The sequence below is a fragment of the Bradyrhizobium sp. 6(2017) genome, from assembly GCF_011058295.2.
GTDB lineage: Bacteria > Pseudomonadota > Alphaproteobacteria > Rhizobiales > Xanthobacteraceae > Bradyrhizobium > Bradyrhizobium septentrionale.
Window position 1 is genome coordinate 1,477,044 of record NZ_CP049289.2, and the last position, 18,253, is coordinate 1,495,296.

Here is an 18,253-nt window from a genome sequence, read left to right on the forward strand (position 1 = left end):
GCGCCGCAAGGCTCGCACCTCCAGCGACAATGGCGAAGCCATTGCGCGGGGATGACGGGACTTGGCTCCTGCGGGCTACGCTTTCAAAACCCCGCCCCAACCTGCCGCGTATCTGCTAGAGAGATTCGTAGCAGGCAAACAACGGCGCGGCGTTGCGATGGCGGGCGGCAGCGAGATCTTTTACGGCAGCATTCCGGTGTTTCGCGGCTTCGCGCGCCTGATGGATCCGGCGCTGTATGCGCGGCTGCCCGATGACTGGACGGTCGGCGTCGCCGATATCGTTGAGTCGACCAAGGCGATCGCGGCGCAGCGCTACAAGGCGGTCAACATGGCCGGCGCCGCGGTGGTCGCCTCCGTCACCAATGCGCTCGATGGCCGCGAATTCCCCTTCGTGTTCGGCGGCGACGGCGCGAGCTTCGCGATCTCCCCCGCCGATCTCGACAAGGCGCGCGAGGCGCTGGCCGCGACCGCCCGCTGGGTCCAGGACGACCTCGATCTGGTGCTGCGGGTGGCGCTGGTGCCGATGGCGGCGATCCGCGCCGCGGGCGCCGATGTCCGCGTCGCGCGCTTCGGGCCGTCGGCCAATCTGTCCTATGCGATGTTCTCCGGCGGTGGCTTGGCCTACGCCGATGCCGCGATGAAGCGCGACGAGTTCGCGGTCGATCCGGCGCCGCCGGGCACGCAGCCCGATCTGTCCGGCCTATCCTGCCGCTTCGAGGTGATGCCCTCAGTGCGCGGCGTCATCCTCTCGGTGCTGGTGCTGCCGGCGAAGGACGCCGATCCCGCCGCCTTCCGCAGGGTGATCGAGGACATCGTCGTGCGGGTGGAGAAGAGCCCGGAGGCCGGACGGCCGGTGCCTGCAAGCGGCCCGCCGCTGCGCTGGCCGCCGCAGGGGATTGAATACGAGGCGCGCGCGCGGCGCGGCGGCTCGCTCGCGCTACGCCGTGCCACGGTACTCGCGTTCACGCTGTGGGCCTACACGCTGATGCGGTTCAATATCCCGGTCGGCAAGTTCGTGCCGAAAAACTATGTGCGGCAGGTGGTCGAGAATTCCGACTTCCGCAAGTTTGACGACGGCCTGCGCATGATCCTGGATTGCACGCTGGAGCTCGCCGCCGAGCTCGAACAGCGCCTGGTCGCCGCGGCCGCGCAGGGCGTCGTGCGCTACGGCCTGCACGAACAGGATGCCGCGATGATGACCTGCTTCACGCCGTCGGTGATGCGCGCCGACCACGTCCACTTCATCGACGGCGCCCGCGGCGGCTATGCCTCGGCGGCGACCGTGCTGAAGACGCGTGCGGTGTAGATTCGGTCTGACCGCGAATCCGGTGCACCTCTCCCGCTTGCGGGGGAGGTCGGCGCGCGGAGCGCGACGGGTGGGGGCTCTCTCCACAATATGACTCGTGGAGAGAGCCCCCACCCCGACCCTCCCCCGCAAGCGCAGGGCTGTCCGGGGAATGATTCACTATGTCGCGGTGCATGCTCGGCAAGACCGAGGCAAATCGGCCTTTTCTGGTTGTCGAGACACAGAAGGCCGAGCATGCGATTCCGCGATAGCATTTTTGGAAGGCTGCTTGAACCGATCAATCGACGGCAGTTTCAGACGGCTGTGGATCGTCTGGACGGGGATGCCTACGACAAATCGTTCAGGAGTTGGGATCACCTGGTGGCGCTGATCTATGCGCAGCTGAGCAGTCACGACAGCCTGCGCGCCGTGGTGGCCGGCTTCAACGCCAATCCTCAGCACCACTATCATCTGGGCACCGGCAGGTTGTCCCGCTCGACGCTATCGGATGCCAATGCCCGCCGCCCGTCCGGCGTTTTTGCGCAAACCTTTGCCAGACTATCAGCGATGGCAAGCCGGCAGTTGCGGAGCGAAGGCCAGGAGATGGTGCGCCTGATCGACGCCAGTCCGATCCCGCTGGGCAAGCTCTGCACCTGGGCGGCGTGGAACGGCCGCATCCGTGGCATGAAGCTGCATATGGTCTACGATCCCAAGGGCGATGTCCCGGACTGCGTCGAGGTGACGGATGCGAACGTCAATGACATCGAGATCGGTCGCCATGTCCCTATCCAGGTGGGCACAACCTACGTGTTCGATAAGGGATATTGCCGCTTCGACTGGTGGCAGAAGATCAATGACAGCAAGGCTTTTTTCGTCACCCGGGCGAAGACAAGCATGCGTCTCCGCAAGATCAAGCGACGCACTAATCGCAAGCGCAAGGGCGATGGCTTCAAGGTCATCGCCGATGACGAGGTGAAGCTCACCAGCAAAGGCGACTCGCGACTGCCGATACCACTGCGGCGCATCAAGGTCAGGCGGGAGAACGGCGGCGTGATCACGCTTCTCACCAACGATATGACGCGAACGGCCGTCGAGATCGCCGCCCTCTACAAGAGCCGGTGGCAGATCGAACTGCTATTCCGCTGGATCAAGCAGCATCTCGATATCCGCAAGTTTCTCGGCACCAACGACAATGCGATCCGCCTGCAAGTGCTTGCAGCGATGATTGCCTACCTGCTGCTACGCATCGCTGCGCGGGCCAACTGCATCAAAATGCTTCCCCTCAGGCTGGCCGAACTTGTCGGCCAGTTCCTGTTCACCCGCCGATCCCTTGCCACTATCGACAAGCCTCCGCCCAGCAACCCCAGCCCCAGCAAACCCACAGCCTCCGCCAACCAGATGGAGTTCTGCTATGGCTGAGCTTTCCCGGACAGCCCTGCCGCAAGCGGGAGAGGGGCGCAATCCCTTTGCGGTTGCTGTTCAGCTAGACTCTACCGTCCGACCCGGGTCCAGGTCTCGCCGCCGCACAGCGCGCCGACGCAGCCTTCGACGCGTAGCGTGCTCTCGCCGGTCACCGTGATGCTGCTCGCATAGGTGCCGCCGTCGTCGGCGTTGTAGATCTGGCCCGACCATTTGCCCGCGGCGACCGGATGCATGCCGGCGAACAGCGGCAGTCCGATGATCGGCCGGTTGGCCAGCGACGGATTGGGATTCTTGTTGTCGACCTGCGGCTTGCCGGTCATCGGATCGATCGGGTCGCGCAGGCTCACCACCACGCCGCAGATGCCGCCGCCGCATTTGCTGACCTTGACGCGGGCATCGCCCGCCTGCGTCTGCCAGACGCCGGCCGGCTCAGGCGCGCTTTGCGCATGCGCGACAGGCACGGCAAGCGCCGTCGCGACGATTGCGATCACGAGTCCGAATCGGCAAGCCATGATTGATCCCCCAGAAGGCCGGCCTGCATAACAAGTCGAAAGATTTCTGCAATGTCATATTTGCGCGATCAGGCGCGCGTCGTCTGGAAAATTTTCTTGCTCTTTTCCGGGAAGGTCATGCTCAGGCAACGCTCCGCGGCGTCGCGGTTTATCCCCAGCGGGTCAGCTTGATCGAGACGATGGTGGCGAGGCCGAACGCCACCATGGCACCGCCGACCAGCGCGAACAACGTCCAGGCCGGAGCGCTCACGGTAGCGAGCCACCAGCCGCCAATACCGACCAGCAGCAGGCGGATGGTGCCGGCCAGCACGGGGCCGCCGACCTTGGCCGCGCCTTGCGAGGAGAAGTAGAGGCAGACGCCGACGCCGAAGAAGCCGAAGGCCGGGCCGGCCAGCGCGAAATAGGACGAGGCGGCCGCGGTCACGCCGGGATCGCGGGTGAACAGCGCGATCCACAGCGTCGGCTTGACCGCGACCACAAGCCCGACCAGCCCGACGACGAGACCGGCGACGGTGCCGGCGGTCCACGCCACCTTGCGCGCCCGCGTCACCAGGCCCGCGCCGATCGCCATGCCGACCATCGGCACCGAGGCGACGCCGACCGCGAACGCGATCGGGATCAGCAAGAATTCCAGCCGCGAGCCCATGCCGTATCCGGCCAGCGTCTCGGTGCCGAAGCCCGCCAGGATTTTGGTGAAGATTAGGATCGTCAGCACGCTCTGCAGCGGCGACAGGCAGGAGATCGCGCCGACCTTGAGGATGTCGAGGAACATCGCGCGCTGGAAGCTGAACGCGGCGAAGTCGAGTTTGAGGCGGCTGCGGCCGCTGGCGAGATACCAGGCAAGGAAGATCGCACCACACGTGAAGGCCGTGAGCTGGCCCGCGGCGACGCCGCGCATGCCGAGACTGGGCATGCCGAACAGGCCGAGACCGAGCACGCCGCCGACCGCGATCTGGATCAGCGAGACGGTGATCAGCGTCATCGAGGGAATCCGCATGTCGCCGGTGCCGCGCACCACGGACGCCAGCGTGTTGACCAGCCAGATCGAGATCGCGCCGGAGAACAGCACCTGCGAGTAATGCATCGATTGCTCGAGCACGCCGCCGCGTCCGCCGAGCAGCGCGTAGAAGTTTTGGCCGAAGCCGAGCATCATCACGGTGAAGAACAATCCGGCGCAGGCGCCGATGATCGCCGCATGCAGCGCCAGATCGGCGGCGCGGTCGCGGTCGCCGGCGCCGAGCGCGCGGCTGATCGCCGACGAGACGCCGCCGCCCATCGCGCCCGCCGACATCATCTGCGTCAGCATCGCGAACGGAAACACCAGCGCGATGCCCGCCAGCGGCTCGGTGCCGAGCCGGCCGATATAGGAGGTCTCGGCAACCGCGACCAGGGTCGAGCCGAACATCGCGATGGTGTTGGGGATCGCAAGTTTCAGCAGCGTCGGCAGGATCGGCGCCGTCAGCAGATGATCGACCGGCACCGCAGGCGCGACCGCGGCGGGCCTGACGTCGTCGATCGAGGCGTCAATGGTCATGCGCTGATAACCTTCACCTCTCCCGCTTGCGGGGGGAGGTCGGATTGCATCGGAGATGCAATCTGGGTGGGGGCTCCCTCCTCGATGCGACTCGCGGTGATACCCCCACCCCAACCCTCCCCCGCAAGCGGGAGAGGGGGCGCAGTGTGCTCGCGGCCACAGTTCGAGGTCACTTGTGAAAACCCGTCGGCAATAAATGATGCTCGACATTTTACGGGCGGTGAGAAGCACTCGCCACCACCGCGCGCGCAGGGGTCACCACGGCAGGCCGCATAGGTCGATCTTGCCCTGGCGCGGCGCGCGGACGATGTCGTTGACGAACGGCGCCATCGCCTCGAAGCGGATCTGCCCCGACGGCTGTTCGCAAGTGACCTCGCCGGTGAAGGGATGCCAGCCGCGCGCCTGATAGAATGCGAAATTGTGCGGCTCGCAGAATAAGATTGCAAATTTCACCGCATCATTGGCACGAATGGTGTGCACGGCGGCGTCAAGCGCGAGCGACGCATAGCCGCGGCGCCGGCAGTCCTCGCGGGTCGAGACCCCGCCGATGCCGCCGACATGCACCTTGTGGCCGTTCCAGGTGATGGTCCGGAAGTAGATACCGACATGGCAGGCCAGCCCGCTGTCGTCGGGCGCATCGAGCAGCACGCGCAAATCCGCGTGAGCCCATTTGATGTTGGCCCATGGCTGTTTCTCGACGACATCTGGGCTCCAGACCGACCGCAGCAGAGGCTCGACGCGCCGCCATGACGCATCCCCGTTGAGAATGTCGATTTCGATACTCATCGCGGTGGGTCCTGGGCCTTGGGTGCTCGGCTGTGCCGATCTGTCATACACGATCCGAAAATGCGGTGTTTCTCCGCGATGGAACCTTCTATAAGGGGGACCCGTTAAGTGTAGTCTCCCACCCTCTGTTGGACATTACCCCATGACCTTCACGCTACCCGATCTGCCCTACGCCCACGACGCCCTTGCGCCCTACATGTCCAAGGAAACGCTGGAGTTTCACCACGACAAGCATCACCAAGCCTACGTCACCAACGGCAACAATGCGATCAAGGGGACCGAATTCGAAGGCAAGTCCCTCGAGGAGATCGTGAAGGGCTCGTTCGGCAAGAACGCGGCCGTCTTCAACAATGCCGGCCAGCACTACAACCACATCCACTTCTGGAAGTGGATGAAGCCGAATGGCGGCGGCAGCAAGCTGCCCGGCCGTCTGGAGAAGAAGATCAACGAGGATCTCGGCGGCTTCGAGAAGTTCAAGACCGACTTCGCCGCCGCCGGCGTCGGCCAGTTCGGCTCCGGCTGGGCCTGGCTGCAGGTCAAGGGCGGCAAGCTCGAGATCGCCAAGACCCCGAACGGCGAGAACCCGCTGGTCCACGGCGCGGTGCCGATCCTCGGCGTCGACGTCTGGGAGCACTCCTACTACATCGACTACCGCAACCGCCGTCCGGACTATCTGAAGGCGTTCGTCGACAGCCTCGTCAACTGGGACTACGTCGACGAGCTGTTCGGGAAGGCCGGCTAATCGCCGCGCTGTCATTCCGGCGCGATGCGGAGCATCGAACCCTCAAGGGCGCAATTGCGCCCCGAGAATCTCGAGATTCCGGGTCCGGTCCTGCGGACCGCCCTCAGGTGCGCAATTGCGCACCGGGGAATGACGATGTGAGAGTTTTGAACAAGGGCGGTAGCTTCGGCTGCCGCCCTTTTCGATTTGCGGTCCTTGCGACAATCGTGGCCTTGCGGCAAAAAGCGCGCATGGGGCAACTCGGAAGCTATCTCTTGGTCTTCTTCGGCGGCGGTCTCGGCGCGACGCTGCGCCAGCTGATCAACGTCACCTGCGCGCGCTGCATCGGCACCGCGTTTCCCTACGGCACCTTCATCATCAACATCACGGGCTCGACCGTGATGGGCCTGATCGCCGGCTATCTCGCCTTCAAGGGCGAGGCCTCGCAGCCCTGGCGGCTGTTCCTGATGACCGGCATCCTCGGCGGCTACACCACCTTCTCGGCCTTCTCGCTCGACACCGCCGTGCTCTACGAACGCGGCGAGCTCGGCCTTGCGGCGCTGTATGTCGCGGGCTCGGTCGTGTTGTCGATCGCGGGTCTGTTCGCCGGCCTCGCGATCATCAGGCATTTGAGCTGAGGCGCGCATATCTCCGTCATTCCGGGGCGCGTACAGTGTGAGTCAGAAATGACGGTGAGGTGAGCACGCTTCTCAGGCTCCCTCCCCCGCATCCGCCTTCGCCAAGAGGCTTCGGCGGACAAGAGGGGGGGGAGGGAACCCTGCCGCCGGTGGCTCCCTCACGCGCGCGTGCCACTGAGTTGCCCGACGGCGCAAGCCCCAGGAGCAAAAATATTTCGGTTTATCGGAATGGAAACTTAGTGTATGGTTCGCCCGTCTCACCCGATCGAGGGGCGCTTCGCGGTCGTCACGAACGAGGTGTGGGATGCGGTGGACGCCGAGCGTGGAACTGACGAGAGCACGCGAAGCGGACGGTGAAGTCGTGTGGTCCTGACGCCCTGGCGGCAGGTGTCTCGTCGCAAGACGCGAAGGCGTTTTTGCGAAGGCGGTGACAAGCAAGCCCAGTCTCGCCGGGGAGAGCACGAAATAAGCCGTAACCCATCGCGCAGGGAAAGCCGGATTGCTCCGGTTACACCTGTGGTCCTACCCCCGTGCTTTCTACCTTTGCACGGGGCCCATGGGTGCGATCGGCACCCGGCTTTCCCTGCGCCCTCTGATCGAGGAGGGCGGAACGAAGAGCAAAGCTCGGGCGGATCATGTCGCGAGAACGCGGATGTCTGACTCACAAGTGGCGCAACAAACTCAGTGTCGTCCCGGCGCAGGCCGGGACCCATAACCACTGAAGGCGATTGTTGCGCGACGCTGGGGCCACAGCTTTCCTCACCAACCCAATCCTGGGGTTATGGGTCCCGGCCTTCGCCGGGACGACATGGGGAAGGGGTCATCCCTCGATCCAGCGGAAACCGTTCATCCCGGGAACCCGCCAACCCGCTCGGCCGGCGGCATTTCCCGCCTCCAAATTTCCCTTTGGTAACCTCGCCTTAACCATGATTAGCGTTTGGTTAGGGTCGGAATGCCGCGCGAAAAGCCCTCGTTTTGACATGTTGGCAGGGGAAGCAGGGCCCGGCTTTTGGACGGGCCCCCCATGCGACAGATGTAAGAGGCTCTCGCGCAGTTTTGCCGCGCCTGATACGCGGCCGTGGAACCGGTGCCGACTGGCGGCCCGCCTGATAGGGACACTTGCGTTGAGAGGATATTGCCGATGAATCCCGCCGACGTGGCTCAGTCGACGCTGCCACTGGCATCGAGCGATGTGTCGCTGATCGCATTGTTCTGGCAGGCCCATTGGGTCGTCAAATGCGTGATGTTGGGACTTCTGTCCTGCTCGGTCTGGGTCTGGGCGATCGCGATCGACAAGATCCTGCTCTATGCCCGCACCAAGCGGGCGATGGACAAGTTCGAGCAGGCCTTCTGGTCCGGCCAGTCGATCGAGGAGCTGTACCGGGCGCTCTCCGCCAAGCCGACCCAGTCGATGGCGGCCTGTTTCGTGGCGGCGATGCGGGAGTGGAAGCGCTCCTTCGAGAGCCAGTCGCGGTCCTTTGCGGGCCTGCAGGCCCGGATCGACAAGGTTATGAACGTCTCGATCGCCCGGGAGGTGGAGCGGCTGGAACGGCGGCTTTTGGTGCTCGCCACGGTGGGCTCGGCCGGCCCCTTTGTCGGCCTGTTCGGCACCGTCTGGGGCATCATGTCGAGCTTCCAGTCGATCGCGGCGTCGAAAAACACCTCGCTGGCGGTGGTGGCGCCGGGCATCGCGGAGGCGCTATTTGCCACCGCAATCGGCCTGATTGCCGCAATTCCGGCGACTATTTTCTACAATAAGTTCACTTCGGAGGTGAACCGGCAGGCCCAGCGCCTGGAGGGGTTTGCCGACGAGTTCTCCGCCATCCTGTCGCGTCAGATCGACGAGCGGGGCTGAGACATATGATAGTCACTTTGGCGAGTGTGCGATCATGGCGATGAGCATGGCAGGGTCCGGCGGTGGCGGCGGGCGTCGCCGCGGCGGGCGCAAGCCGGTCATGGCCGAGATCAACGTCACGCCGATGGTCGACGTGATGCTGGTGCTCTTGATCATCTTCATGGTGGCGGCGCCGCTGATGACGTCGAACATCGACATCGACCTGCCGGTCGCGAGCGGCGGCAAGTCGATGTCGTCCAACGCGCCGCCCTTGACGCTGTCGGTCAAGCGCACGGGCGGCGGCTGCAACTCGAACATCGAGCTCTATCTGGGTGACGCGTCGATCGCGGCGGCCGATCTTCTGCCCAAGATCAAGGCCATCGGCGAGGCCCGGTCGGAGGCCGAACGAGTGGTCTATCTGCGTGGCGACAAGGACGTCTGTTACACGGATATGATGAAATTGCTCGGGGAGATCCGGACCGCGGGGTTCAAGGCGAATATCGTCATCATCCCTGAAGGTGGCTAGGAGCATGATCCGGAAAAGTGGAAACCGGTTTTCCGGCCAGATCATTCTCCAACATGATGAGTCCATGTGCGGCAAGCGGCACGAGGAAGCCTGAATTGAAGGTCAAGGTCGACAAGACTCTGGCGGCATCGATTGTCCTGCACGTCCTCGTGATCGGGTGGGGCCTCGTGTCGTTTTCGACCAGGGCGTACGTGATGCCGGAAGAAGAGTCCGTCGCTGTTGACGTCATCTCGGCCGATCAGCTGTCCCACGTCATGACCGGCCAGAAGGACGGCAAGAAGGAAAATCCCAAGCCGCTGGTCGACAAGGTCGCCGAAGCCAAGCCGGTCGACGACATGGTTGGCAAGGTCGAAGATAAGAAGCCGCCGGTGGTGACGGAAACCGCGCCGCAGCCGACGCCGAAGGTGGAGAAGCCGGAAGACAAGAAGCCGGATCCGCCGAAGAAGGTCGAGAACAAGCCGAAGGAGGAGCCGAAGCCGGTCGAGAAGAAGCCCGATCCGGTGAAGCCCGACCCGATCGCGGAAGCGATCAAGAAGGAAGAGAAGAAGCCGCAGAAGCCGGTTGAGCAGGCCGCCAAGCCGCCGCCGGAGCAGAAGCCGAAGGATCGCGTGTTCGACCAGAGCAAGATCGCAGCGCTGCTCGACAAGCGCGACCCGACGCGCGCCGCGGCGACCGGCGATACGCTCAACGCCAACGCTGCGCTCGGCACGGCGAAGGGCAAGGCCGCCGACAACTCCGCGACCTGGGGCGCGATGTTCAGGCAGCAGGTCGAACGCTGCTGGAAGAACAAGCCCTACGGCAGCATTGAGGAGCAGCGGACCCAGGTGGTGATCGATGTCGATCTGAAGCGCGACGGCACGCTCGCGCGCATGCCGGTCGCGGAAGGCTCGCCGAGCACGCCCTACATGCGCGTCTATCAGGAGAGCGCCCTGCGCGCGATTATCGCATGTCAGCCCTATAATCTGCCCGCGGGCTGGTTCGACGAATGGAAGGCATTCGCACCGGTGTTCAAAGAGAATAGTACGTGAGATCAGCTGCGACGCTTGGCCAATAGCAGACAAAGTCTACCGACAATGACCGACAACAATGATTTGCGTGAAATGATGTTTCGCCTCAACCGCCGACAGATGATTTCCGGAATGGCCGCCTTTGGCGCGCTTGCGGGTGCACCCTTCCGTCAAGCCATCGGGCAGGAAGGTGGCCGCAAGCAGATTCCCGTCCCGGGGGGCGAGTTCGCGCCGGTGCCGATCGCGATTCCGAATTTTTCGGCCGGCACGCCCGGCGATACCGAAGTCGGCGTTGGTGTTGCCCAAGTCATTACCAACAACCTGAAGCGCAGCGGATTGTTCGCGCCGATCGACCAGGCGGCCTTTCTCGAGAAGCAGGTCAACATCGACGCGCCCCCGAACCTGAATAACTGGACGAGCATCAAGGCACAGGCGCTGGTGGTCGGCCGCATGACCCGCCAGGGCAACGGCCGCGTGAAAGCCGAATTCCGGCTCTGGGACGTCGGCACCGGCCAGCAGCTCGCCGGCCAGTCATACGACACCTCGGCGGAATACTGGCGCCGCATCGCCCACATCATCTCCGACCAGATCTATGAGCGGATGACCGGCGAGAAGGGCTATTTCGATACCCGCGTCGTGTTCGTCGACGAGAGCGGCTCGGCTGACCGCCGCGTCAAGCGGCTGGCGCTGATGGACCAGGACGGCGCCAATGTGCGCTATCTGACCCGCGGCACGGATCTCGTGCTGACGCCGCGCTTCTCGCCGTCGACCCAGGAAATCACCTATATGGAGTTCGGGCAGGGCGACCCGCGAGTCTATCTGCTCAACATCGAGACCGGCCAGCGCGAGATCGTCGGCAACTTCCCGGGCATGTCGTTCTCGCCGCGCTTTTCGCCCGACGGCCAGCGCGTCATCATGAGCCTGCAGCAGGGCGGCAACTCCAACCTGTTCGTGATGGATCTGCGCTCGAAGTCGATGACGCGGCTGACCGACACGCCGGCGATCGACACTTCTCCGTCTTATGCGCCAGATGGCACGCGGCTCTGCTTCGAATCCGATCGCGGCGGCAAGCCACAGATCTATGTGATGCCGGCGACCGGCGGCGCGGCTCAGCGCATCTCGTTCGGCGACGGCACCTATTCGACGCCGGTGTGGTCGCCGCGCGGCGACTACATCGCCTTCACCAAGCAGGGCGGCGGGCAGTTCGCGATCGGCATCATGAAGCCGGACGGCTCGGGCGAGCGCATCCTGACCTCGGGCTTCCACAATGAAGGCCCGACCTTTGCGCCGAACGGGCGCGTCGTGATGTTCTTCCGCGATCCCGGCGGCAACAGCGGGCCGTCGCTGTACACGATCGACGTCTCCGGCCGCAACGAGCTGCGGGTGCCGACGCCCGGATTTGCCTCCGATCCCGCCTGGTCGCCGCTGTTGTCGTGAGCCGGCGCAGACCTGCTCCGCGGAACCCCGGGGCTGGTCGGCGGTTCTCACCTAGCGCACTGAATCCTATGCCGAATTTCGATCGTCAATGGGGCACGGCAAGGACTTGCTAACGATATTCCCTCAGAAAGACTTCACCTGCGATCAGTAAGAGTGCGAGCTGAAAAGGACGCGCGCTCTCACAATGCAGTTTGCAAGTCAGACGGGAGAACCGGACCGATCGATGTCGCCGACGATCTCCGCGGCGCTGGTCGATTCCCTGTTCATGAACCCCGCGCCCATGATCTTCGGCGCCTTCGGCCCCGCCATTGCGGGCGCCGTGATTGCGTTTGTCACCGGCAATCTCTTGTCCTGGCTGTGCGTGCCGCTGTTCATCGTGGTCGGTCTGGCGCGCGCGTGGCAGATGTACCGCTACCAGCAGCGCAATTCCCGGCTCACCGTTGAAGAGTCCGAGGCGTGGGAGAAGCGCTACCGGATCGGCAGCCTTGCCTACGGCATTGCGCTCGGCCTGTGGGGCTCCGCCGTGCTGCTCACGACCAAGGATGCCGCCGCCCACATGCTGTGCGTGACCACGGTGGTCGCCTACACCTCGGCGGGGGTCGGACGGACCTTCGGCCGGCCGCAGATCTTCCACCTGCATCTGCTGATGTCGATCGGTCCCCTTATCGCGGCGCTGATGTATGTCGGCGGTCCCTATCACATCGCGCTTGCGCTGCTCAGCCTGGTGTTCTTCAGCGCCATCCGCCACCTCACGACCAGCCTGCAGCGGATCTACGTCAACGCCTGGATCGCCAAGGAGCGCGAGGCCGCGCTGGCGGGCCAGTTCGATACCGCGCTGAACAACATGCCGCACGGCCTGTGCATGTTCAGCGCCGACGGCCGCCTTGCGGTGATGAACCACCGCTTCATCGAGATGATGCAGCTGTCGGACGACTTCGTGCAGCGCGGCGCCAGCGCGACCGACATCTGCAATGCCTGCGTCCTGTCCGGCTCGATCTCGGCCGCGGCCGCGCAGCAGATCCTGTACGAGATCGAGAGTTCGCAGCGCGGCGACATCGTCACCAGCGACCCCGATCCCGCCAAGAACCGCTCGCTGGACTGGACCTTCCAGCCGATGGCCGGCGGCGGCACCGTCGTGCTGGTCGAGGACATCACCGAGCGCAAGGACGCCGAGGCCCGGATCAGCCACCTCGCGCGCTACGACGAGCTGACCGCGCTGCCCAACCGCGTCAATTTCCGCGACGAGATCGGCCGGCTGCTCGCCATGCAGCACGGCGAGCACCGCTCCGCATTGCTGTTCGTCGACCTCGACCAGTTCAAGCAGGTCAACGATACGCTCGGCCATCCCTGCGGCGACCAGCTGCTCTGCGCGGTTGCCGAACGGCTGCGCGAGATGCTGCGGCCGGAGGATTTCGTGGCGCGGTTCGGCGGCGACGAGTTCGTCGTGTTCCAGCAGAACATCCACTCGCACGAGGACGCCGCCGCATTGGCGCGGCGCATCGTTGACCGCCTCAGCGAGCGCTACAAGATCGACAACCATCTGGTCGAGATCGGCGCCAGCGTAGGCATCGCGATGACCGCGCCCGGCGTCGGCGCCGATACGCTGCTGAAGAACGCCGACATGGCGCTCTACCGCGCCAAGGCCGACGGCCGCGGCACCTTCTGCTTCTTCCGCGACGAGATGGCGCAAACCGTCGAGGCCCGCCGCATCCTCGAACTCGATCTGCGCAAGGCGCTGGCCAACGAGGAATTCGAGCTGTTCTACCAGCCGCTGATCAACCTCAAATCCGGCAAGGTCTCGACCTGCGAGGCGCTGCTGCGCTGGAACCATCCGGCGCGCGGCACGGTCTCTCCGGTCGACATCATTCCGGTCGCCGAGGACATGGGCCTGATCGTCGATCTCGGCCGCTGGATCCTGCGCAAGGCCTGCATGGAGTGCATGAAGTGGCCCGAGGCGGTCAGCGTCGCGGTCAATTTCTCGCCGCAGCAGTTCCATCAGCGCGACGTGCTGAGCGAGGTGCGCTACGCGCTCGAGGTCTCCGGCCTGCCGGCGCACCGTCTCGAGATCGAGATCACCGAATCTTCGCTGCTGCACAACACCGAGCTGACCCACGACGTGCTGTCGCAGCTGCGCTCGCTCGGCGTGCGGATCTCGCTGGATGATTTCGGCACCGGCTACTCGTCGCTCAGCTACCTGCACAATTTCCCGCTGCAGAAGGTCAAGATCGACCGCTCCTTCCTCGAAGGCATCGACAGCGATCGCCCGCTGACCTTGCTGCGCGGCGTGGCGCGGCTGTCGGCGGATCTCGGCATGTCGGTCGTGGTCGAGGGCATCGAGACAAATGAGCAGCTCGAACTGATAAGCGCCGACGGCGCGGTGACCGAAGCACAGGGCTACCTGTTCAGCCGGCCGGTTCCCGCGGTGCGCATCCGCCAGCTGCTCAACGCTTCGCACGGCCGCCGCCCCGACGAGCAGTTGCACGTGGTTCCGTCGCGCTCGATCGCTTGATCCGGCGCCAAGGCCTTCAATCGATAGTTGTGAGAACCTTCGACTGCACGATTCGAAGTGCACCCCTGCGGTCAGAGGTTAACTGTATTGCCGCGATTGCTTTGACGAAAATTAAGAAGCTGTTAATCTTTTGGCTCGCGTTGAAGTTGTTGGGTTGTTCAGGGGAGTACTAAATGAGGTCCGCGGCCGAAGCCATCAAGCCCGCGACAGGAAGGCTTGCGGACCCTCTGGATCAAGTCGACTACCGTCTCGCTCAGACCCCCGAACAGAAAGACGAGATCTACCGGCTTCGCTACCGCGCCTATCTGCGCGAAGGCGCGATCCGGCCGTCGGCGGACGAGCGCGTCGTCGATCAGTTCGATGAGGCCCCGAACGCTTGGGTGTTCGGCGTCTATCTTCACGGCGAACTCTGCAGCTCGATTCGCATCACCGTGGTGACGCCGGAGTGGCGCACCTCGCCGACGCTCGATGTGTTCGGCGATATTTTGCAGCCGAAGCTCGATCAGGGTCTGGTCTTCATCGATTCAACGCGCTTCGTTGCCGATCCCGAGAAGGCGCGGAACAATCCGGAACTGCCCTATGTCACAGTGCGTCTCGGCTCGACCGCCGGCGTGCATTTCAATGCCGATTACGGCCTGGCGCCGGTCCGGCCCGAGCACATGGCGTTCTACCGGCGGGTGTTCCTGCACGAAACCTGGTCGGAGGCGCGGCTCTATCCCGGGCTCGTGAAGCCGGTCGGCTTGATGGCCTCGCATCTGCCGTCGGTGCGGGAGCGTGTGCTCGCCCGCTATCCGTTCCTGCGCTCCAGTGCGTTCGAGCGGCGGATGCTGTTCGACCGGGAAGGCCAGTTGCAGCCCGACGGTATCGTTCGGCCGTTCGAGCGCGCCTCGATCGTGCCGAATCCCTGAGCACACTGGCGATCTGATCGATCTGGCGTCCATCGACTGTTGCGCGCAGGCCAAATTGTCCTGCAAAAGCGGCCGGTTCCCGCGAACCTTGCCTTCCCTTCACCATCGCGCCACATTTGCCACCCATTAACCATCGGGGGCGCTTTTCGGCATTGCGCGGCATTTGATGGGGTCCAGCAAGGTCTCGTCAAGGTTGACGGAACGTTCGCTTAACCATCGCCCTGTAGACCCAATGGACCAGTACGAAGAGCGTGAGCGTGGAGGCTCCGGAATGAAATATCAGATGCGTATCCTCCAGGGTATGAAGCTGGCCGCGGTTCTGGCGGTGGCGCTGTCGATGGGTGCCTGCGCTAACAAGAACCCGCTGGACGCCAATGGCGCAATTGGGGGCGCCGCGACCCCGGGCAGCCAGCAGGATTTCGTGGTCAATGTCGGCGACCGCGTGTTTTTCGAGAGCGATCAGACCGATCTGAGTCCGCAGGCGACCGCGACCCTCGACAAGCAGGCGCAGTGGCTGCAGACCTATAACCGCTATTCCTTCACCATCGAAGGTCACGCCGACGAGCGCGGCACGCGCGAATACAACATCGCGCTCGGTGCCCGCCGGGCCCAGTCGGTCCGCTCCTATCTCGCTTCGCGCGGCATCGATCCGAGCCGCATGCGCACCATCTCCTATGGCAAGGAGCGCCCGGTCGCGGTCTGCAACGACATCTCCTGCTGGTCGCAGAACCGCCGCGCCGTCACCGTGCTGAACGCCAGCTCCTGACGCGAGCCTGAATGAATTCTTCCAAGCCGGCGCCTTCGGGCGCCGGTTTTGTTTTGGCCGCAGGAAACACCGAGGCGCCGTCATCTTGATGAACGAAGCTGCGCGCAATTGGCCGCTTGCTTGTTCCGGCGTCCGTACTAAACCGGTGTCCGCGGCGCTGTCCCGGATTTGAAGTGCCAGTCACAATTCTGGCGTACTCCGTCCCTCAATGTCGCTCGCTTTTCACGTCGATCTCGTCGTCAGGGCAAAATGTCATCCAGGCTTCATTTCCTTTCCACCGCTGCGGCGATCGCGGCGCTGTTCGCCGTTTCCTCTCCAGTGTTTGCCCAATCCGACGATTCCGATGCTGAAATGCGGATCGAGCGGCTCGAGAATCAGCTGCGGCAGCTGACCGGGCAGAACGAGGAGTTGCAGTACCGCAACCGCCAGCTCGAGGAGCGGCTGCGCCAGCTCGGCGGCCAGCCGCCCGGCCCGGGCGGACAGCCTCCGGCGGCCCAGCCCGGCGTCGCGGCGGTGCCACCGGCGCAGCAGCCGCAGGCCTATCCGCAAGCCCAGCCCGGCTACGCCCAGCCGCAGCAGGGATACGGCCAGCCGCAGCCAGGCTATGGCCGGCAGCCGCAGGGCGGCTACGACCAACAGCAGATCGCCGCGCCCGCGCCGATCGTGCAGGAGGCTGCGCCGTCGGCTGCGCCCGGCCGCCGCGGTCGCGGTGACGCCTTTGATCCGAGCCAGAACCCGAACGCCCCGGGCGCCCCGCGCGCGCTTGGTGGCGGTCAGATGCCGATGCAAGGCGAAGCGGCGGTCGGTGCTCCCGGCGGCCGCGGGGCGGGCGAGCCGCTCGATCTCGGCAACACCAGCCCGCCGCGGGCGCCCGGCGCGAGCGCGGCCCTGACCACATTGCCGCCGTCGGCCACGTCGAAGGACGAGTTCGACCTCGGCATCGGCTACATGCAGCGCAAGGACTATGCGCTCGCCGAAGAGACGATGAAGAACTTCGCCAACAAGTATCCGAGCGATCCCTTGGTGGCGGACTCGCAATACTGGCTCGGCGAAAGCTATTTCCAGCGCCAGCAATATCGCGACGCAGCCGAAACCTTCCTCGGCGTGACCACCAAGTTCGACAAGTCCGCGAAGGCGCCCGATGCCCTGCTGCGGCTCGGCCAATCGCTGGCGGCGCTGAAAGAGAAGGAAGCCGCCTGCGCCGCGTTCGGCGAGATCACGCGAAAGTACCCGCGCGCATCCGGCGGGGTCAAAGCCGCGGTTGACCGCGAGCAGAAGCGCGTGAAGTGCTAAACCAGATGCGGGAGGCCACGTCCGGCCTCCTCGTGACATGCTGGTTTTGCGATGCCCGACGATCAATCCGCCATCCCGGCAAGGGACGCCAAGCGCCTGTTCGCAGGCCTTTCGTCCGCGCCGGCGATCGTGCTCGCGGTATCAGGCGGTCCCGATTCAGTCGCGCTGATGTGGCTGGCCGCGCGCTGGCGCCGTGCGCTCGCGCGGGGACCGCGGCTGGTGGCGGTCACTGTCGATCACGGCCTGCGTCCTGAAGCGGCGCGCGAAGCGCGCGACGTCAAGCGGCTGGCGCACAGCCTCGACCTGCCGCATCACACGCTGCGCTGGAGCGGGCCCAAACCCGGGACCGGCCTGCCGGCGGCCGCGCGCGAGGCCCGCTACCGCCTGCTCGCTCAAGCCGCGCGCAAGCATGGCGCCACCCACATCCTGACCGCGCATACCCGTGACGATCAGGCCGAGACGCTGTTGATGCGGCTGCTGCGTGGCAGTGGCATCGCGGGCCTCTCGGCGATGGCGCGCGAGACCGCTCGCGACGGCGTTTGGCTGACGCGGCCACTGCTCGAAATCTCCAAGGCAGACCTGATCGCAACGCTGAAGAAGGCGCGCATCGGCTTTGCCGACGATCCGACCAACCGCGATCCCGCGTTCACGCGTCCGCGGCTGCGCGCGCTGATGCCGATGCTGGCGGAGGAGGGCGGCGATGCGCGGAACCTGGCGCGGCTTGCCGCGCGGATCGCGCGCGCCAACACCGCCCTGGAGGTGCTGGTCGACGGCGCCGAGCACAATCTTGCATTGAAAAGCGAGGATAACCCGCGCAACGGCTTCGAGGCGGCGCTGTTCGCGGCGATGCCTGAGGAAATCCGGCTTCGCCTCCTCAAGCGCGCGATCGACCGCACCGGACATGAGGGCCCGGCCGAACTCGGCAAGGTCGAAACCCTGCTCGCCGCCGTCGATGAGGCCCTCGGGAAGCGCGAACCGAAGCTGAAACAGACGCTTGCCGGAGCCGTTATCAGGGTCGGCGGCGGTCGTATCAGGATCGGGCCGGCGCCGCCGCGCCGGGCGCGTTCCCGCTGAG

At 64.9% G+C, this 18,253-nt stretch carries 16 protein-coding genes; 13 read left to right on the forward strand and 3 right to left on the reverse strand.

What is annotated here, in order from left to right; all coding sequences use genetic code 11:
• The first annotated feature begins 157 nt into the window (after positions 1-157).
• Both G6P99_RS06850 and G6P99_RS06855 read left to right on the forward strand, forming a co-directional pair.
• Positions 158-1,306, forward strand: coding sequence for a DUF3095 domain-containing protein (locus tag G6P99_RS06850; protein ID WP_165127636.1), 1,149 nt, complete (start codon positions 158-160; stop codon positions 1,304-1,306).
• 234 nt (positions 1,307-1,540) lie between these two features.
• A complete protein-coding gene (locus tag G6P99_RS06855) occupies positions 1,541-2,704 on the forward strand; it encodes an IS4 family transposase (RefSeq protein ID WP_165125720.1) in 1,164 nt (387 codons plus the stop codon).
• 71 nt (positions 2,705-2,775) lie between these two features.
• On the opposite strand, the gene G6P99_RS06860 is transcribed toward G6P99_RS06855, so the two are convergent.
• The 3 genes from G6P99_RS06860 to G6P99_RS06870 all read right to left on the reverse strand — a co-directional run bounded on the left by G6P99_RS06860 (position 2,776) and on the right by G6P99_RS06870 (position 5,539).
• Positions 2,776-3,219 carry a DUF2147 domain-containing protein gene (locus tag G6P99_RS06860; protein ID WP_029085480.1) on the reverse strand — a complete coding sequence of 148 codons (444 nt, stop codon included), beginning with the start codon at positions 3,217-3,219 and terminating at the stop codon, positions 2,776-2,778.
• Positions 3,220-3,367: 148 nt separating this feature from the next.
• Positions 3,368-4,753, reverse strand: a complete 1,386-nt coding sequence (locus G6P99_RS06865; protein WP_165127638.1) for an MATE family efflux transporter — start codon at positions 4,751-4,753, stop codon at positions 3,368-3,370.
• 255 nt (positions 4,754-5,008) lie between these two features.
• On the reverse strand, positions 5,009-5,539 hold the full coding sequence (locus tag G6P99_RS06870; protein WP_029085482.1) for a GNAT family N-acetyltransferase: 531 nt from the start codon (positions 5,537-5,539) through the stop codon (positions 5,009-5,011).
• A gap of 142 nt (positions 5,540-5,681) precedes the next feature.
• Between G6P99_RS06870 and G6P99_RS06875 the strand changes: the two genes are divergently transcribed.
• The 11 genes from G6P99_RS06875 to tilS all read left to right on the forward strand — a co-directional run bounded on the left by G6P99_RS06875 (position 5,682) and on the right by tilS (position 18,252).
• Complete coding sequence (locus tag G6P99_RS06875; RefSeq protein WP_021078629.1) at positions 5,682-6,281, forward strand: superoxide dismutase; 600 nt, start codon at positions 5,682-5,684, stop codon at positions 6,279-6,281.
• A 230-nt stretch (positions 6,282-6,511) separates the two neighbouring features.
• Positions 6,512-6,898, forward strand: a complete 387-nt coding sequence (crcB, locus tag G6P99_RS06880) for a fluoride efflux transporter CrcB (RefSeq protein ID WP_029085483.1) — start codon at positions 6,512-6,514, stop codon at positions 6,896-6,898.
• Positions 6,899-8,039: 1,141 nt separating this feature from the next.
• The gene (gene tolQ / locus G6P99_RS06885; protein ID WP_029085484.1) at positions 8,040-8,753 is read left to right on the forward strand and encodes a protein TolQ; all 714 of its coding nucleotides are present in this window, start codon (positions 8,040-8,042) and stop codon (positions 8,751-8,753) included.
• A gap of 34 nt (positions 8,754-8,787) precedes the next feature.
• A complete protein-coding gene (locus tag G6P99_RS06890; RefSeq protein WP_029085485.1) occupies positions 8,788-9,258 on the forward strand; it encodes a biopolymer transporter ExbD in 471 nt (156 codons plus the stop codon).
• Between the two features lie 56 nt (positions 9,259-9,314).
• Positions 9,315-10,286, forward strand: a complete 972-nt coding sequence (locus G6P99_RS06895; protein ID WP_051346882.1) for a cell envelope integrity protein TolA — start codon at positions 9,315-9,317, stop codon at positions 10,284-10,286.
• Between the two features lie 72 nt (positions 10,287-10,358).
• Positions 10,359-11,702 carry a Tol-Pal system beta propeller repeat protein TolB gene (gene tolB / locus G6P99_RS06900; protein WP_029085487.1) on the forward strand — a complete coding sequence of 448 codons (1,344 nt, stop codon included), beginning with the start codon at positions 10,359-10,361 and terminating at the stop codon, positions 11,700-11,702.
• 184 nt (positions 11,703-11,886) lie between these two features.
• A complete protein-coding gene (locus G6P99_RS06905; RefSeq protein WP_029085488.1) occupies positions 11,887-14,211 on the forward strand; it encodes an EAL domain-containing protein in 2,325 nt (774 codons plus the stop codon).
• 173 nt (positions 14,212-14,384) lie between these two features.
• Positions 14,385-15,119 carry an N-acyl amino acid synthase FeeM domain-containing protein gene (locus G6P99_RS06910; protein ID WP_029085489.1) on the forward strand — a complete coding sequence of 245 codons (735 nt, stop codon included), beginning with the start codon at positions 14,385-14,387 and terminating at the stop codon, positions 15,117-15,119.
• Positions 15,120-15,390: 271 nt separating this feature from the next.
• Entirely contained in the window at positions 15,391-15,885 is a 495-nt protein-coding gene (pal, locus tag G6P99_RS06915) for a peptidoglycan-associated lipoprotein Pal (protein ID WP_029085490.1), read from the forward strand.
• 249 nt (positions 15,886-16,134) lie between these two features.
• Positions 16,135-17,178 carry a tol-pal system protein YbgF gene (ybgF, locus tag G6P99_RS06920; protein WP_029085491.1) on the forward strand — a complete coding sequence of 348 codons (1,044 nt, stop codon included), beginning with the start codon at positions 16,135-16,137 and terminating at the stop codon, positions 17,176-17,178.
• Between the two features lie 51 nt (positions 17,179-17,229).
• The gene (gene tilS, locus G6P99_RS06925; protein WP_029085492.1) at positions 17,230-18,252 is read left to right on the forward strand and encodes a tRNA lysidine(34) synthetase TilS; all 1,023 of its coding nucleotides are present in this window, start codon (positions 17,230-17,232) and stop codon (positions 18,250-18,252) included.
• The last annotated feature ends 1 nt before the right edge of the window (position 18,253 follow it).

Bases quoted from the DNA above. Each gene is read 5' to 3' on its own strand.
- pal (WP_029085490.1), top strand. From the start codon at position 15,391: ATGAAATATCAGATGCGTATCCTCCAGGGTATGAAGCTGGCCGCGGTT.
- G6P99_RS06860 (WP_029085480.1), bottom strand. From the start codon at position 3,219: ATGGCTTGCCGATTCGGACTCGTGATCGCAATCGTCGCGACGGCGCTT.
- G6P99_RS06875 (WP_021078629.1), top strand. From the start codon at position 5,682: ATGACCTTCACGCTACCCGATCTGCCCTACGCCCACGACGCCCTTGCG.
- G6P99_RS06850 (WP_165127636.1), top strand. From the start codon at position 158: ATGGCGGGCGGCAGCGAGATCTTTTACGGCAGCATTCCGGTGTTTCGC.
- crcB (WP_029085483.1), top strand. From the start codon at position 6,512: ATGGGGCAACTCGGAAGCTATCTCTTGGTCTTCTTCGGCGGCGGTCTC.
- tolQ (WP_029085484.1), top strand. From the start codon at position 8,040: ATGAATCCCGCCGACGTGGCTCAGTCGACGCTGCCACTGGCATCGAGC.
- G6P99_RS06855 (WP_165125720.1), top strand. From the start codon at position 1,541: ATGCGATTCCGCGATAGCATTTTTGGAAGGCTGCTTGAACCGATCAAT.
- tolB (WP_029085487.1), top strand. From the start codon at position 10,359: ATGATGTTTCGCCTCAACCGCCGACAGATGATTTCCGGAATGGCCGCC.
- ybgF (WP_029085491.1), top strand. From the start codon at position 16,135: ATGTCATCCAGGCTTCATTTCCTTTCCACCGCTGCGGCGATCGCGGCG.
- tilS (WP_029085492.1), top strand. From the start codon at position 17,230: ATGCCCGACGATCAATCCGCCATCCCGGCAAGGGACGCCAAGCGCCTG.
- G6P99_RS06910 (WP_029085489.1), top strand. From the start codon at position 14,385: ATGAGGTCCGCGGCCGAAGCCATCAAGCCCGCGACAGGAAGGCTTGCG.
- G6P99_RS06870 (WP_029085482.1), bottom strand. From the start codon at position 5,539: ATGAGTATCGAAATCGACATTCTCAACGGGGATGCGTCATGGCGGCGC.
- G6P99_RS06905 (WP_029085488.1), top strand. From the start codon at position 11,887: ATGCAGTTTGCAAGTCAGACGGGAGAACCGGACCGATCGATGTCGCCG.
- G6P99_RS06890 (WP_029085485.1), top strand. From the start codon at position 8,788: ATGGCGATGAGCATGGCAGGGTCCGGCGGTGGCGGCGGGCGTCGCCGC.
- G6P99_RS06895 (WP_051346882.1), top strand. From the start codon at position 9,315: ATGAGTCCATGTGCGGCAAGCGGCACGAGGAAGCCTGAATTGAAGGTC.
- G6P99_RS06865 (WP_165127638.1), bottom strand. From the start codon at position 4,753: ATGACCATTGACGCCTCGATCGACGACGTCAGGCCCGCCGCGGTCGCG.